Here is a 15,343-nt window from a genome sequence, read left to right as displayed (position 1 = left end):
TTATTCCTTTGAGATGAGCTCGTCGCGGTTCATCTTTCCCGCCAGGGAACGGGCCACCGAGAATGGCACCCACACCATGAGCAGCAGGATGATCTTGAGGTAGAGCTGGGACACGAACACGCCGTCCATGATGGGCATGGTTCGGGCACCCCAGGCGATAAGGCCAGTCACTGGCAGCAAGATGACGAGTGCTGCGAGGGAGAACTTGAGGCCGTCGTCGCGGGCTTCGACGTGCTGCTGCATTTGGTACTCATCGAGCTCCGTCGTGGGCAGGTCTGCGGCACCTATCGCTCCGCGCAGGCGGGCGGTCAGCAGCGCGGTGAGCAGCGTTCCGAGGCAGGCCACCATGAGTGAGGTAAAGGAGTCCCAGAACTGCAGGGGGAGGGACAGGATGATGAGGCAGGAGGAGAGATCGGCCAGGGTGATGTAGCGCTTGCGGGTCTTAACGGAATCGGGAATGGTGACGGCGGACATGAGCGAGTTAGTCCTTTCGGTAGATTTCGGAGGACATGGGAGTGAATTCGGTCCGGGAGAACACGGCTTCCACGGGTAAGTCAAAGACCTCGCAGATATTGAAGGCGAGATCCAGGCTTGGGGAGTGGTCGCCGCGCTCGAGGGCGCCGATGGTTTGGGGGTTGACCCCGATGGCGGCGGCAAGCTGTGCGCGCGTCATGTCCCGTTCAGCGCGGAGCACGCGGACCCGGTTAAATAGTGGGCGGGTTGGCTTTTTCTTTGGGGACATGCACCACAGTGTTGTATAAACCCAACAACTTGTCAAGGGTTCGTGTTAGTGTGTTGGCATGAACCCCGTATCCCCGTCACTCACGAAAGCCCGCTACATCACGAATTTGAGCTGGGACATTATCCTCGCCGCCCTAGCGGCCGTGGCGGCATATTTCTGGTGGGATTGGCTCTATTGGGTCGCCGGAGCGTTTCTCGTGTGGGCGCTTTATGAACTCTGGCTCATCCCCGCGCAGGTGAAAAACCTGGGCTGGCAGGAAACCGCCGATGAATTACTGGTCACTCGCGGAAAAATCTGGCACACCTTCACCGTCGTGCCCTACGGCCGCATCCAGTTCGTCGACGTCACCGCCGGCCCCGTCGAGCGGGCGATGGGGCTGAAAAAGGTGAAGCTGCACACGGCGTCGCCCAGCAGCGACGCCACCATCCCCGGCCTCCTTGCTGCCGACGCCGACGCCCTGCGCGAGCGCCTCGCCGTCAAGGCCCGCGAGAGGATGAGCGGGCTGTGAAGGACCGCGCGCTTATCGACGCCGACGGCTACACCCGCGTCCACCGCCTTACCCCGCTGTTGCGTTTTTGGTCGCTGATTCTGGCGCTGGTGGCCGTTCTCGCGGTGAACGTCAACGCCTCCATGGTGTCGGACGTCCTGTCCTACGTGCAGGGCGGGCACTTGGGCGAGGTCGGCCGCGGCACCCTGCTGGGCATCGGTGCCTTCGTGCTGGTGTGCACGGTGATTTGGCTCGTCTCCGGAATTTGGTGGCGCAAGCTGGGCTACAAGCTCACCGAGGATGAAATCGCGCTGCGCCACGGCGTCATCTCAACGTCCTTCCGTTCCGCGCGCTACGAGCGCATCCAGGCGGTGGATGTCGTGGAATCCATCATCGCACGCCTATTGGGCTTGGCCGCAGTCCGTGTGGAGACCGCGGGCGGCACCTCCTCCGTCATCAAAATCGAGTACCTGTCCAAGGCGAAAGCAGAAGAGCTGCGCGCGGAGCTGCTGCGGCGCACAAATAAGGGGCCTGCCAGTGAGCCAGCGCCGGAAACCCCCGCCGCCTTGATCCCGGAGATTCCCATCCTGCGCACGATTGCCGCTGAGGCTTTGCGCCTGCCCACGTTGGTTACCGCACTCGTCATCGGCGGCCTGCTCTTCCTCCCCGGGATGTGGACCGCGCTGCTGCCTATCATCGTGGGCTTCGTGGGGCGGGTGTGGAGTCTGGTGGATTCCTCGTGGACGTTCACCGCGCTTCACGACGCCCCCGCCAACGCCCTCAACGTCTCCTACGGTCTTGCCGACCGCCGCCGCCAAACCATCCGCATTAGCCGCATCCACGGCGTGCGGGTGAGCCAGCCTTTCCTGTGGAGGCGCTTCGGCTGGTACGAGGTGCACGTCTCGGTGGCCGGGTATGGCGCGAAGGGCGGCGGCAAGCAGTCTGGTTCCACGCGCATCCTGCCGGTGGGCACCCGGGAGCAGGCGCTGGAGCTTTTAGAGCTCATCTCAGATCTGGACCGTGCGCAGATTGAGGATTTCGCACGCCCTGAAGGGCACACCCAGCCCACCTATACCTCCCCGCGCCGGGCCACCTGGGTCAGTCCCGTCGACCGTAAGCAGCAGTCGGTGACGCTGGTGGAATCGCCTCAGCCGGTGACCATCGTGCACCGCGGCCGCATCAACCGCCGCGTCATGGTGATTGGTACCCCGCACATCCAGGAGCTCACGCTGAAGGTGGGGCCGTTGGGGCACCTCGCGGGTGTGCGCACCGTGCGCTTCGACCTTGTGGCGGGCCCAGTCAAGATGGCCGGCCAGGACCTCACGCCTGCCGACGCCTCCGAACTCCTCACCCGCTTGCGCTCCCGCCGCCTTCCCGCCCTCGAGTCGGCGCCAGCCCCTAGCGGCGACGAAGCTTAAGCAGCACCGGTCCGCGGGTGCTGCTGGGGCCGGCACACGCCGAGGCCGTCGAACAAGACCCGCATCCGCCCGCGGGGCAGGAGCCGAGCGGTTCCATATCGAGAACCCCGCTGGCGGTGAGGTGGTCCAGGATGAGGTCCACCGTGCCGGGCTCCAGCCCGGTCTGGGCCGCGATGGCTACGCGCGAGCGCACTCCGGATTCGATGGCTTGCTGCACGGCGTGAATGGGCGAGGCAGGCACTAGATAAACACCCTCAGAATCTGGAAGGCGCTCACTGCCAGCACCCACGCGGTGGCCAGCTGAATGCCGAAACCGAAGAGCGTCCAGCGCCAGCCAATCTCGCGGCGCTGCGCGGCAATCGTGGCCACGCAAGGGGTGTAGGCCAGCAGGAAGAGCATGTAGGCCCACACCGCGGCGAGGGGATGGCCACCGGAGGCGCGGTCGAAATCTTGACGCACATGGTCACTGAGCGCGCTGTGGGATTGTTCCTCCGCGGAGGCGTCGGTGACGTCGTCGACGGCATAGGTCTGTGCCCACGTCGAAATCAGCGCCTCCTTGGCCACGAAACCAGTGACCAGCGGGCCCGCCAGGGACCACGAGTCGAAGCCAGCCGCGGCAAAGGCCGGGGCAATGGTGCGCGAGACCGCGCCATAGGTGGAATCCTCCGGCGCTGGTGGCTCGCCCAAGGTGGTCTCGTGCACCGCGGCCCCAACCGGGATGGCCATGAGCAGCCACACCACGACCACGGTGGTCACGATGATGCCGCCGGCGGTCTGCAGGAAGCCCTTCAAACGCGTCCACATCACGCTCAGCGCCAGGCGCACGGTGGGCAGCTGGTACGTCGGCAAGTCAATAACCAGCGCTTCCTCAGGCACCGCGCGCCACAGCGTCTTGCGCAGCGCCAAACCCACCAGCACGAGCAGCGCGATGGAAATGACGTACATGATGAACACCACGCTGCCGGCGTGCTCCGGGAAGAACGTGGCCGAGAGCATGACGAAGACCACCAAGCGCGCCGAGCACGAGGTAAACGGGATGAGCAGCGCCGTCATAATGCGATGCCGCGGGCTTCCCAGCACGCGCGTGGCCGAGATCGCCGGCACGTTACAGCCAAAGCCCACCACGATGGGGATGAAGGCCTTGCCCGGCAGGCCGATGGCCCGCATAAGGCGGTCGGTCACCACCGCCGCGCGCGCCATGTAGCCGGAATCCTCCAGCACCGCCAAACACAAAAACATCAGCGCCATGAGCGGGGCAAAGGTGAGGACCATGCCGACGCCACCGATGAGGCCGTCGACAAGCAAGCCCGTAACGAGGGGGTGACCTAAGCCGATGGCCTCAAGCCCCGCCCGCGCCCAATCGCTCAAGGGGCCGGAGACCAACGCCTCCAGGCCATCCTGGAGGGGAGCGGCCACCGTGGTGGTGATCTGGAAGACCAGCCACATCACGGCCAAGAACAGCAGTGGCCCCACGACCGGGTGAAGGGCTACCGCATCGAGGCGGTGGGAGAGGGGCGTGGCGTGCTCGACCTCGCTCACCGAGGCCTTCGCCGCCGCATCCAGCTCCGCAAAGCGGCCCTCCAGGCCGGTGTCTTCGCGCAGTTGCACGGGCTCAGCCGCCAGAGAATCTACAACAACCTCTCGCAGCTTCTCGACGCCCTCCCGCTTACGCCCATCAACCTCCACCACCGGGATGGAGGTGGCCTCAGCGAGCGCAACGGGGTCCACCGTTTGCCCCTGGTTGAGGGCCACGTCGGTCTTCGTCAGCGCGATGATGAGGCGGTAGGGCTGCTCCGCCAACTGGAGGGCCACGTTGAGGCCGCGCGCGACGGCGCTGGCATCGACGACCACGACGACGGCGTCGGGGCGCTCATCATCGGGGCAATCGATGAGCATGGCGCGGGTGAGCGCCTCATCGGGGCTGAGCGGATCGAGCGAGTAGGTGCCGGGGAAGTCGATGAGATCGGCGGTGGATTCACTCAGCTTCCACGCACCGCGGCTGACCTCAACGGTGGTTCCCGGCCAATTGCCGGTCTGCGCCTTCGCGCCGGTCAGAGCATTAAAGAGCGTGGACTTGCCGGAATTCGGGGAGCCGACGAGCGCGATGATGGGTGCTCCGGCAGGAGCTACCGCGCCGCCCGGATCGCCGTGACAGCTGGGTTTCGTGGTGGCCATGTTTTAGACCTCGATGGCTTGCAGTGTTGCCTTGTCGATGGCATAGCGGCAGCTGCCCACCGAGACAACGCGGGCGCCGCCGGCCACGCGCGGGCCCATCGTCAGTGTGGCGCCGGGGCGGATGCCTAGCTCGCCGAGGCGCACTGCCAAGGCGGCGTCACAGGTGCAGGAAATGCACTCGTTTCCCAAGGTGATGGTGCATCCCATGGGGATGGCGTCGGCGGTTTGCCGTGGGCACCCAGACAACTTCACGGTGAGCTCTCTTTCTCTAAAGCATTACCGTTATAGGTTAACCTAAGTAAATATAGGTCTGTCTAGTTTTTCGCCGCTTTCGGTTAGGTGATCCTCACCACGCGGCGCTCGGGGCGCCGCGTTTCCTACATGTTGCCTGAATTAGTTGGTCCAGCTGCTCACCTGGCGCAGCTTTTGGCGGTTCTTCAGCCGCGACTGGCCCAGCTTGCGGGACATGCGGTCCAGAATCTCAATCGCCTCGGTGATGTGCGGTCCCTTGTTGAGCATGACGCACTCCGCGCGCAGCGCATAGCCCGCGTCCGTGATTTCCGCGCGGGAGGGAAGCCCCGTCTTGGCCAGGGTCTCCAGCACCTGCGTGGCCATGATGACCGGGATATGTGCCGCCTCCGCGACCTTCATGATCCGCCCCGGCACCTGGACCATCTCCTCGAATCCCAACTCCACGGCTAAGTCACCGCGCGCAATCATGATGCCGAACTTGGCATGGCGCATGCCTTCCAGCAACACGCTTCCCAGTTGCTCATAGGCCGGCACCGTCTCAATCTTGAGCACGATGCCCAGGTCACGCACGCGCTGCGCCATCTCCTCGGACTCCTGCTCGGCGGCAATCTCCTCGAGCGTGTCATAGAGGAAGGCCACATCAGCTGGAGTGCGGATGAAAGAGACCGCCGCGATATCGCAGTGCGTGGCCACAAAACGCAGCGCCTCGATGTCCTCTTCGGTGAGGCTGGGCAGCGGGACGTCGGTATCCGGCAGGTTGATTCCCTTATAGGCGGCCAGGTTGGTGCCGGTGGGCCCGGCGTGCTCCACGGTGATGACAGCCTCGCGCTCAGCGCCGTTGCCCCGCACCTCGCGGACGCGGCCGGAGATTGCGCCATCATCGAAAATCACCCGGTGACCCACCTCCAGCGCACCGACCACCTCCGGCAGCGTGCAGCCAATTGTGGTCACCTCACCCTCAACGATGCGCGCCGGCTCCTGCGAAGTGCTCAGCACCAACTCCTCGCCGCGGTGCAGGCGAATCTTCTGCTCCAGGGCCGGAACTCCATGCACCTGCGTGGTGTCCCCGCCGTGGCTCAACACCGTTCCCTCGGCGAGGTAGCAGTTGCGATCACCGTGCAGCACCGCCACGCCTGCTTCTGCGCTCTCCACGGTGAACACACGCGAGCGCCCGCGCGCTTCCGTGAAGCGCACCTCGCTGCCGGGGTGCAGGCGCGCCAACCACTCGCCATCCACCTCCAGCGCTACCGCCGGGCGGGCCGCGCTTGGCGACGCCTCCCCCGCCACCCCCTGGGCGCGGGTAGAGGAGGGGGCGTCGTGAAGCACGAGTGTTGCCGGGCTCAGCAGCTCACCTGCCGCGGTGCGCTCGCCGCGCACGCGAATGACCTGCGGACCCGGCTCTATGCTGCCGGTGCGGACTTTGGGGCCAGCAATATCGCAGGAAATCAGGATCTCGCGCCCCACCTCCTCGGCGGCGCGGTGGACGTGTGCCACCATCTTCTGCCAGGCATCCTGGCCATCGTGGGCGCAGTTGATGCGGGCTAGTTCCATGCCCGCGCGGGCGAAACCGAGGACCAGCTCATAGTCCTCTGCGGCCTCGGTGGGAAGGGTCACCATGATGCGCGCGTGGGTGTCCTCCTGGGTGGGGCCGAGGAGGGCTTCGGTGTTGGCGTCGAGGATATCGTCCGCGTCCGCATAAGCCGTGGCAATCGGCTGCACGGGATAGGTCGCCGCCTGGCCATCGAAGGCGTCGAGCACGTTGCGCGCGGCGTGGAGGCGCTCAAGCACCGCGGGCTCTGGATGGCTAAGGCTCGTGGCGCCCAACGCGGTGAGGCCTTCCTGGATTTCGACGGCGTCCTGGGAGCGCAATTCCATGTAGCGCACGAGGTTGACCGCGCCGGGGCGGTGGACGGGATCCACGCGCGCGATCTGCGCGGCGTGCGCGGCAGACGAAGCTTCGACGCGGGTAGTGAGGGAATCAAGAAGTGGGCGCAGGCTAGGCAAGGTATCTCCTTCGGTGTGAAAGTCCACCCACATTGTGCCGCGAGTTGTTAGACCGCGCCACGGAAGCCGAGCTGGCGCCAGGCCTCGTACACGGCCGTCGACGCCGCGTTAGATAAATTCATCGAGCGCCTAGCCGGCATCATGGGGATGCGCACGCGCTCCGTTACGCGCGGGTGGAAGGCGTGTTCCTCAGGCAGGCCGGTTGGCTCGGTGCCGAAGAGGAGGACGTCCCCCTCCTGGTAGTCGATGTCCGTGAACCACTGATCTGTGTGGGTGGTGAAGGCGAAGACCCGCGCGCCGGGGAGGGCCTCCATGCAGGCGTCGAAGTCTTTGTGGATTTTGAGATCCGCCAGGTCGTGGTAGTCCAGGCCCGCGCGCTTGAGGTGTTTGTCCTCGAAGTTGAAGCCGAGGGGCTCGATGAGGTGCAGGCTCGCGCCCGTGACGGCGGCGGTGCGGATGGCGTTGCCGGTGTTGGTGGGGATCACGGGGTTGTCGAAGACGATGTGCAAGCTGCTCATAGGCATCAGTCTAGGATGGTGGGCATGAGCGCTACCAAACTAGATGGCAACTTGTACCGCGACGAGATTTTTGAGGACCTGGCCCAGCGTGTGGCCGCCCTCAAGAAGAAGGGAATTACCCCGGGACTGGCCACGGTCCTGGTGGGCGATGATCCGGGTTCGCATTCCTACGTGAAGATGAAGCACCGCGATTGCGAGAAGCTCGGAATCAATTCGATTCGCAAGGACCTGCCTGGCGACGTTACCCAGGAAGAACTCGAGCGCGTCATCGAAGAGCTCAACAATGACGATGCTTGCACCGGCTACATCGTGCAGCTGCCGCTGCCGAAGCACCTGGATGAAAACCGCGTGCTCGAGCTCATCGACCCAGCCAAGGACGCCGATGGCCTGCACCCGATCAACCTGGGCAAGCTGGTGCTCAACGAGGACGCCCCGCTGCCGTGCACGCCGAATGGCTGCATCCACCTGCTGCGCCGCTTCGGCGTGGAGCTCGATGGTGCCAAGGTCGTGGTCATCGGCCGCGGCGTGACCGTGGGCCGCCCAATTGGCCTGATGCTGACCCGCCGCAGCGAAAACTCCACGGTGACGCTGTGTCACACCGGCACCAAGGACCTCGCCGCGGAGACCCGCGCAGCAGACGTCATCATCGCGGCCGCTGGCAAGGCACACATGCTCACCGCCGACATGGTCAAGGAAGGCGCTGCGGTTCTCGACGTCGGTGTGTCCCGCGTTGACGGCAAACTCGCCGGCGACGTGGCTGAGGACGTGTGGGAGAAGGCCGGCTACGTTTCCCCGAACCCGGGCGGCGTGGGCCCGCTGACGCGCGCGTTCCTGGTGAGCAACATCGTCGAGCGTGCCGAAAAGCTCGCCGCTCAGTAGCGCGTGAAGTCGAGCGCTCGAGTAGTGAGTATGTCTGAGCAACCAGCACAGCCGCGCGGGAAAACTGCGCCGCCGGTGTCTTTATCGAACCCGCACGATGCGCACCTGAAGCCCTCGGCGCTGCCGCCGGCTCTTCAGTGGTTGGCCATCGGCTTGTTCGTGGCGGCGGTTGTGGTGTCGGGCTTCTATGCCGTGTTCGAGCACTGGCGCCGCGCCACGCTGCTGCTGGGCGGGGCGCTGGTGTGGCTGGCGGTGGTCCGCCTGACCTGCGACTCCTCGCGGGTCGGCGTGCTCGCAGTGCGCTCCCGGCGCTTCGACGCCTGCTTTACAGGCATCTTGGGCGCGGCGATGGTGTTCATGGCTTTTTCCATCGACGCGCTTGGATCTTAATCAGACAGGATTAGATGTAATACTCATCGCCCACGTACGCAGGGCCCACGTCCAAGCCATTTGGCGCGGAGAGCAGCAGGAAGTTGCGCAGGATACGGTTCATCTGCCGGGTCTCTGTCAGAAAAGCATCGTGTCCCACGGGGGAGACAATCTTGGCCATCGCCAGCAGCTGGTTGACGTTGCGGGAGATGTGCTCCTGCTGGTGATAGGGGTAGAGGATATCCGTGTCCACGCCCACCACCATCGTCGGCACCTGGGAGGCCGCCAACGCCTTGATGAGCCCGCCGCGCCCGCGGCCGACGTCATGCCGGTTCAGCGCCTCCGTGAGAACCACGTAGGAACCCGCATCGAAGCGCTCGGTGAGCTTAGCCCCCTGGTAATCCAGATAGGAGTTCACCGCGAAACGCTGGTTGAGCTGGCGGTGCGGCCCCAAGGGATTCTCGCCTTGCTGTGCGGTAGCGCCGAAGCGCTCGTCGATTTCCTGCTCGCCGCGATACGTCAAATGCGCGATACGGCGCGCCGCCGCCAGGCCATCCCGCGGAGTCTTGTCCGTGAGGTAGTAGTTGCCGCCATGCCAAAACGGGTCGCGCTCGATGGCGGAAATCTGCGCGGATTGGATGCCAATCTGCCAGCCCGAAGCTCGGGCCGACACCGCAATCACACATACCGCCGACACGCTTTCCGGGTGCAGCAAGCTCCACTCCAGAGTCCGCGCCCCGCCCATCGAGCCGCCGAGTACCGCGTGCACACGCGAAATACCCAGCTTCTTCAAGCAGTCGTGCTCGGCCTCCACCAAGTCCCGAATCGACAGCGCAGGGAAGCGCCCGCCCCACGGCTTTCCATCCGGGTGCAGCGACTTCGGCCCCGTCGATCCGTTGCAGCCACCCAGCGCATTGGTCGCGATAACGCACCAGCGCGTGGTGTCCAGGGCCTTGCCTGGGCCCACCAGGTCGGACCACCAGTCCGCCACGTTGGAATCCCCGGTCAGCGCGTGCTCGACCACCAAGACATTGTTGACGCCGTCCGGGTCGCCGGCGAAAGCGCCCCAGCGTTGGTAGGCCACGTGGGCGTCGGCAAGCACGGCGCCTGCTTCGGTGGTGAAGTCACCGATGGGGACGACGGCGAGCTCGCCTTCGGGCGCGAGCTCCGGGATGGCGCTAACCAATGGCCGCGAACCCACGCTCGAGGTCGGCGATGATGTCGTTGACGTCCTCAATACCGACGGACAAGCGCACCGTGGCCTGCGTAATGCCCGCGGCCTTGAGCGCTGCCTCATCGGACTGGGAGTGCGTGGTGGTCGCCGGGTGCACCACCAATGAGCGGGTATCGCCGATGTTGGCCAGGTTCGAGTGCAGCTTCAGCGCATCGATAAACGCCCACGCCTCCTCGCGGCCGCCGTCGATGTCGAAGGAGAGCACGGAGCCGGTGTAGTCATAGCCCAGCTTCTCCTTGGTGGCCTTGTACGGCGAGGACTCCAGGCCGGCGTAGTTGACCTTCGTGACCTTGGCGTGGGACTCCAGGTACTCGGCCACGGCCTGGGCGTTGGCATTGTGCTTCTCGACGCGCAACTGCAACGTCTCAATGCCATTCAGCGTCAGCCAGGCGTTGAAGGGGGAGATGGCGGCACCGGTATCGCGCAGCAGGCCTGCGCGCGCCTTGACGGCGAAGGCCGGTGCGCCCAAGTCGGCGTACTTGAGGCCGTGGTAGGCCTCGTCCGGGGTGACGAAGTAGGGGAAGACGGGCTCGCCGTCGCGCTCGACGGTCCAGTCGAAGGAGCCGCCGTCGATGATGGCACCACCGATGGCGGAGCCGTTGCCGCTGTAGAACTTGGTGGTGGAAACCACGACGATGTCTGCGCCCAGCTCCAGCGGGCGGGCCAGCGCGCCGGTGGCGATGGTGTTGTCTACGATGAGCGGGACCTGGTTCTTGTGGGCTACCTCGGCGATGGCGGGGATGTCGAGGACATCGGCGACTGGGTTGCCGAAGGTCTCGCCGTAAAAAGCCTTGGTGTTGGGCTGGACGACGTCCTGCCAGGATGCCGGGTCGTCGGGGTTCTCCACGAGGGTGACATCGATGCCCAGGCGCTTCAAGGTCACGGTAAAGAGGGTGGAGGTGCCACCGTAGAGGCGCGGGGAGGTGACGATGTGGTCGCCGGCGGAGGCCAGGTTCAGGATGGCAGCGGTCTCGGCGGCCTGGCCGGAAGCAAATGCCACGGCGGCCACGCCACCTTCGAGGGAAGCGAGGCGCTCCTCCAGCGCGTCCTGCGTGGGGTTGGTCAGGCGGGTATAAATCGGGCCGGCATCCGAAAGGTTGAAGCGGTTGGCGGCGTGCTCGGCGTCGTTGAAGACGTAGGAGGTGGTTTGGTAAATCGGCACGTTGCGTGCGTTGGTGGAGCCGTCCAGGTTCTGGCCGGCGTGGAGGGCGCGGGTGGCAAAGGACCACTCGTTGACTTTGGAATTATCGTATTTGGTGCTCATGTCAGGAAAGGCTAGACCAAGCGGTTCAGTGCCGTTAGTGGTTTTCCGGAAACCGCAGGCAAGCCCGAGAATAAAAATAGACCGAGCGGTTGGTTCGGCTTAAATTTCGATGCTTTCACCAACCCGCAGGCGCCGATAGCCGCTCACCCCGGCGCGTTGGAGCATGCCGTCGGTGATCTGCTTGCCGGCGTCGGAAAGCACGGCGTCATGGATGGGAACTGTTAGCCGCGCGCCGATGCGCATGGCGTAGTCCGCAGCATCCGCCCCGCGTACCCACGGGCCGGAGATGGGAAGCAGGAGCACGTCTACCGTGAGTCCTTCCGAGACAACCCACTGGTCGCCGGGGTGCAGCACGCCGCCGAAGAAATAACCCAGGTTCTCCGGGCGCGGGATATTGGGGTGGATCTCCTCGTGGAGGCCGCCCACCGCGTGAATCTCAAGGCCCAGAACTGTAAACGTCTCTCCAGCATGCACGATGGTGCCGGAGCCGAGGGCGTCGATAGCCTCCCGCGTTCCCCACACCGGCAGGCCGCTCCCGCGCACGGCATCGACGTCGAGGTGGTCACCGTGTGCGTGCGTGAGCAGCACCGCTTTGGCGTCCTCGAGGCAGCTCAGGTCAGAGAGGGGACCGGGGTCGATGACGATGCGCCCCTGGGGAGCCTCAACGGCCACGGCGGATTGTCCATACAGCGAAATCTTCATAAACCCCACGCTAGCCAAAAGTAAAGGAATACAGCGAGAGCCCTTCGCTTACTTCCAGCTCGATTGTTTCGGTGTGATTGTCAGGTTCCCGGACGAGATCCACCGTGCCGTCCTCGGTGATGTCAAAGGTGCGGACCGAACCATCGGCGTGATGCACGCGAACCGTTCCTTGCCCTGATGCCACGAGCTGTACCCAGGCGGCGCGGTAGTTCAGTCGCAGGCGCGCGTGAGGTCCGGCGGTGATGGGCTGGTCGGCCAGCGTCCACGTCCCGCCCAGCGAATATTGACCTAACGGCGGCTCGTTCATGGTGAACTGGTGCGTGCCGACGCGGTAGTCGGCGTTGGCGAAGTACTGCGCGCGTGCGGTGCCGAGGTACGTCTCCGGCGAGCGCGGCGCGCTGTTCGCATCGGCGGTCTCGATTGGTTCGGGTAGCTCTATGCTGGGGTCGCGCTCGAGGAGAAGCTCACGAATGAGGCGCTCGGTCTCGGCGTAGTCGCCCTCGCCATGGTGGGATTGGCGCAGCATGCCGTGCTTGTCGACGACATAGTGCGCCGGCCAGTACCGATTCCCAAAGTTCTTCCACGTGGCGAAGTCATTGTCTTGCGCCACCGGGTATTCGATTCCTTGCTCGCGGGCCGCGCGGCGCACGTTGGCTGCCTCGTGCTCGAAGGCGTACTCCGGCGCGTGGATGCCGATGATGTCGAGGCCGTAGTCCTTGTAGTGCGCATAGAGCTTGGTCAGGTGCGTGTTGTTGCGCTGGCAGTTGATGCAGGCATAGGCCCAGAAATCGATGAGGGTGACCTTGCCGGAGGTGCGCGGATCGACGGGCGCATCCGTGTTGAACCAGCCGGTCAACCCCGCGAACGCGGGCACTGGGGTTCCTTCGGCTGTGCGGGCGGCCTGTTCAACGGGCGTGGCGTCGGCGTTGATGCTGGGGAGATTTTGCTGCAGCCAGGCGGGCGCGCCAAGCGAAATCGCACCGGCCATAGCGATCACCACAATGCCCGCGGTGATGCGCACCCCGCGCTGGTGGGAGCGGAAAGCATCGACGCGTTTGCCCACCTCGTTGCCGCCCAAAGCGAAGGCCAGCAGCGGGATGGCTACGCCGAGGGTGAAGGAGAAGCAGAGGGCGAGGATGTGGGCGTCGACAGTCCCAGTGGCGCCCGCCACGGAGATGGCTGCGAGTACGGGGCCGGCGCAGGGGACGAAGACAACCCCCATGGCCAAGCCGACGACGAACCCGCCTTTGCCGCGGGCCTTGGATTGCAAGCTGCCGGCTTTCGGAAGCCTCTGGAAAGGCCACTCAAGGGCTTCCTGCACGCGGGGAAACACCATTCCCAGGCCAACAAGAATCAACAGCGCGATTCCCACCTTCCACAGGACGTCGGCGGGCAGGCCCAGGGAATTGAGCAGCGTTGTGGCAAACAGCGTGACGAGGCTGAAACTTGTGACGAGTCCGCCCACGACCTGCCATGGCCGCCACCGTGAGCCGCCGCTAACGGCGAGGACCAGCGGCAAGACCGGCAAGATGCAGGGCGAGATGCCCGTGATAAGGCCACCGGTAAACCCGATGAACAGCGTTGATAGCATGCTGTACTCCTTCGCTTGGTGTGCGGTGTGGGTATGCAACTAGTTCGGAGCACGAGTGAAAACGGATTGGTTTTAAATCCATCCAATCCGCATCGCGGGGCGGCTCCGAATAGTCAGATACAGGGCCCGGAAAAGCCGAGCCCCGATTGCTTGAAGAAGGAGCACCGAAATGAAGAAGCTTGTTACTGTCGCCGCTGCACTTGCTGTTGCCGCCAGTGGGTTGGTCGCCTGCAACGACAAGAAGGAAGACATGGACATGATGCCCAGCTCTGAGATGATGGCGCCGAGTGAAGAAATGACTAAGTAAAAGCGCCATGTCCGCCCCGCTGCTGGAGGTAAGCTCAACACCCGTGCCTGCGATGTCCCCCGATGAACACGAGCGGCTGAACCGCCTTTTGGTTCAGACCGCTTCCGCAGACAAGCATGCCTTCAGCGCGCTGTACGACGCCCTCGCACCCACCGTGTACAGCGTGTGCCTGAGCGTTCTGCGCAATCCCGCCTTAGCCGAAGAGGTTGCCCAAGACGTCTTCGTTGAGGTCTGGACCTCCGCCGCGAAGTTCGACCCGCGACGGGGGAATGCTCGCTCGTGGGTGGGTAGGTTGGCGCATGGGAGGGCCGTCGATAAGCTGCGCAGCCATGTGGCCGCAGTGCAGCGTGATGACCGCGACTCGAAGCTTGATCACGCCACCTTCGCTGAGCCGATCGAAGACGAAGCCCTGAACAATGTGGAGGCACACCTCCTGCGCCAGGCCGTCGACGAGATTGGGGAGCCGCATTCCACGGCGGTGGCCCTCGCGTTTTTCGATGGTTTGACGCATGCCGAACTGGCAGAATCAACGGGAGTACCGCTGGGTACGGCGAAGACGCGTGTGCGCGATGGCATAAAGAAGCTAAAAGCGGTTCTCGGAAAGGAGGGAAGATGAGCAACACGCATGAGTTTTCTGATGAGACTTTCGATGACTTCCTCGATTCCCTCCCCGAGGTCGAGCCGCCGGTGCGAATGAAAGATGCCGTCTTTGCGGAAATTGACGGTGGCGAAGCTGCCGAGGTCATCGAGCTTCCGCGCCGCCGTTGGCGGGCCTTCGTGGCGGTGCCGGCTGCGGCGGCGGTCCTCGTGGTAGGCATGGTTGCCGTGCCGCCCTTGTTGCAGTCCGATGACTCGCAGAATCAGACGAGCGATAGCGCGCGGGTAGAGGCTGAATCGCCTGGCGAGAAGTCGATGCACGCCATCATGGGGGCAGAGGATCTCATGCAGGGCAACGCCGATGCATCGGGCGCACAGCTGGATATCGTGTCTTCGGAGTCGATGGAAAAATCCGGCGCGATGGTGGATGGCCAGCCGCAGCTCGCCGATGGCATGGGCGCCCAGGTATGGGCAGTCAGCGCCGATGGCGGCATGGCTTCGGCAGGGGTCATCGGCCAGGACCCACACGATGGGGTATGGATGCCCTTCGACGGCGCGGCAGTCAAAGTCATGGTCACCGAGGAACCCGCAGGCGGCAGCGAGCAACCCACAGGCCGCACCCTCGCCACCGTTACTTTGGCCAGCGCTAGCTAGCCCGGTATGCGATAGGGCAGCTACGTGTGTTATGTCCATGGGCTTTTTGGACACGGAGTCCAGTAACTTTTTGGGCTAGGAGTCCAATGACTTTTTGGACGTGGAGTCTCCCTGCTTTTTGGGCAGGGAGTCTTTGGTGTTTTTGGACAG

Annotated in this window: 18 protein-coding genes; 7 read left to right on the top strand and 11 right to left on the bottom strand. The window is 64.4% G+C overall.

Going from position 1 to position 15,343, the window contains the following annotated elements; genetic code table 11:
- Complete coding sequence (locus M5J06_RS09850) at positions 1-474, bottom strand: hypothetical protein (protein WP_070521473.1); 474 nt, start codon at positions 472-474, stop codon at positions 1-3.
- A 7-nt stretch (positions 475-481) separates the two neighbouring features.
- Entirely contained in the window at positions 482-742 is a 261-nt protein-coding gene (locus M5J06_RS09845) for a helix-turn-helix transcriptional regulator (protein ID WP_070527976.1), read from the bottom strand.
- A gap of 58 nt (positions 743-800) precedes the next feature.
- Here M5J06_RS09845 and M5J06_RS09840 point away from each other — a divergent pair, with 58 nt between their 5' ends.
- On the top strand, positions 801-1,250 hold the full coding sequence (locus tag M5J06_RS09840) for a PH domain-containing protein (RefSeq protein ID WP_250224557.1): 450 nt from the start codon (positions 801-803) through the stop codon (positions 1,248-1,250).
- A complete protein-coding gene (locus tag M5J06_RS09835) occupies positions 1,247-2,647 on the top strand; it encodes a PH domain-containing protein (protein ID WP_250224556.1) in 1,401 nt (466 codons plus the stop codon). The genes M5J06_RS09840 and M5J06_RS09835 overlap by 4 nt, the downstream gene beginning before the upstream one ends.
- Here M5J06_RS09835 and M5J06_RS09830 read toward each other — a convergent pair.
- From M5J06_RS09830 to M5J06_RS09810, 5 genes are all read right to left on the bottom strand, one after another.
- Positions 2,628-2,888, bottom strand: a complete 261-nt coding sequence (locus M5J06_RS09830; protein WP_250224555.1) for a FeoC-like transcriptional regulator — start codon at positions 2,886-2,888, stop codon at positions 2,628-2,630. The genes M5J06_RS09835 and M5J06_RS09830 overlap by 20 nt on opposite strands.
- Entirely contained in the window at positions 2,888-4,822 is a 1,935-nt protein-coding gene (gene feoB / locus M5J06_RS09825) for a ferrous iron transport protein B (RefSeq protein ID WP_250224554.1), read from the bottom strand. The genes M5J06_RS09830 and feoB overlap by 1 nt, the downstream gene beginning before the upstream one ends.
- A gap of 3 nt (positions 4,823-4,825) precedes the next feature.
- Positions 4,826-5,074, bottom strand: coding sequence for a FeoA family protein (locus M5J06_RS09820; RefSeq protein ID WP_070521454.1), 249 nt, complete (start codon positions 5,072-5,074; stop codon positions 4,826-4,828).
- Between the two features lie 141 nt (positions 5,075-5,215).
- Positions 5,216-7,111, bottom strand: coding sequence for a pyruvate kinase (locus M5J06_RS09815; protein ID WP_437177591.1), 1,896 nt, complete (start codon positions 7,109-7,111; stop codon positions 5,216-5,218).
- A gap of 14 nt (positions 7,112-7,125) precedes the next feature.
- Positions 7,126-7,596, bottom strand: coding sequence for a tRNA (cytidine(34)-2'-O)-methyltransferase (locus tag M5J06_RS09810; RefSeq protein WP_250224552.1), 471 nt, complete (start codon positions 7,594-7,596; stop codon positions 7,126-7,128).
- Positions 7,597-7,620: 24 nt separating this feature from the next.
- Here M5J06_RS09810 and M5J06_RS09805 point away from each other — a divergent pair, with 24 nt between their 5' ends.
- Positions 7,621-8,475 (top strand): bifunctional methylenetetrahydrofolate dehydrogenase/methenyltetrahydrofolate cyclohydrolase, encoded by an 855-nt coding sequence (locus M5J06_RS09805; RefSeq protein ID WP_250224551.1) that lies wholly within the window; start codon positions 7,621-7,623, stop codon positions 8,473-8,475.
- A gap of 75 nt (positions 8,476-8,550) precedes the next feature.
- Positions 8,551-8,865, top strand: coding sequence for a DUF3017 domain-containing protein (locus M5J06_RS09800; protein WP_413773171.1), 315 nt, complete (start codon positions 8,551-8,553; stop codon positions 8,863-8,865).
- 10 nt (positions 8,866-8,875) lie between these two features.
- On the opposite strand, the gene metX is transcribed toward M5J06_RS09800, so the two are convergent.
- The 4 genes from metX to M5J06_RS09780 all read right to left on the bottom strand — a co-directional run bounded on the left by metX (position 8,876) and on the right by M5J06_RS09780 (position 13,635).
- Positions 8,876-10,030: a homoserine O-acetyltransferase MetX gene (gene metX / locus M5J06_RS09795; RefSeq protein WP_232748440.1), complete on the bottom strand. Its 1,155-nt coding sequence runs from the start codon at positions 10,028-10,030 to the stop codon at positions 8,876-8,878.
- Positions 10,023-11,342, bottom strand: coding sequence for an O-acetylhomoserine/O-acetylserine sulfhydrylase (locus M5J06_RS09790; RefSeq protein ID WP_250224550.1), 1,320 nt, complete (start codon positions 11,340-11,342; stop codon positions 10,023-10,025). The genes metX and M5J06_RS09790 overlap by 8 nt, the downstream gene beginning before the upstream one ends.
- A gap of 99 nt (positions 11,343-11,441) precedes the next feature.
- Positions 11,442-12,044, bottom strand: coding sequence for an MBL fold metallo-hydrolase (locus M5J06_RS09785; protein WP_250224549.1), 603 nt, complete (start codon positions 12,042-12,044; stop codon positions 11,442-11,444).
- Positions 12,045-12,054: 10 nt separating this feature from the next.
- Complete coding sequence (locus M5J06_RS09780; protein ID WP_250224548.1) at positions 12,055-13,635, bottom strand: redoxin domain-containing protein; 1,581 nt, start codon at positions 13,633-13,635, stop codon at positions 12,055-12,057.
- Positions 13,636-13,804: 169 nt separating this feature from the next.
- Between M5J06_RS09780 and M5J06_RS09775 the strand changes: the two genes are divergently transcribed.
- The 3 genes from M5J06_RS09775 to M5J06_RS09765 are packed head-to-tail and all read left to right on the top strand — an operon-like array spanning position 13,805 to position 15,193.
- Positions 13,805-13,942 carry a hypothetical protein gene (locus tag M5J06_RS09775; protein WP_167595548.1) on the top strand — a complete coding sequence of 46 codons (138 nt, stop codon included), beginning with the start codon at positions 13,805-13,807 and terminating at the stop codon, positions 13,940-13,942.
- Between the two features lie 7 nt (positions 13,943-13,949).
- Positions 13,950-14,558 (top strand): sigma-70 family RNA polymerase sigma factor, encoded by a 609-nt coding sequence (locus M5J06_RS09770; RefSeq protein WP_250224547.1) that lies wholly within the window; start codon positions 13,950-13,952, stop codon positions 14,556-14,558.
- A complete protein-coding gene (locus M5J06_RS09765) occupies positions 14,555-15,193 on the top strand; it encodes an anti-sigma factor (RefSeq protein WP_250224546.1) in 639 nt (212 codons plus the stop codon). The genes M5J06_RS09770 and M5J06_RS09765 overlap by 4 nt, the downstream gene beginning before the upstream one ends.
- Positions 15,194-15,343 lie beyond the last annotated feature (150 nt).

This window comes from Corynebacterium intestinale (assembly GCF_023574125.1).
GTDB lineage: Bacteria > Actinomycetota > Actinomycetes > Mycobacteriales > Mycobacteriaceae > Corynebacterium > Corynebacterium hesseae.
The sequence above is the reverse complement of the archived record's forward strand: the minus strand, read 5'-3'. Positions and strand labels throughout refer to the sequence as shown.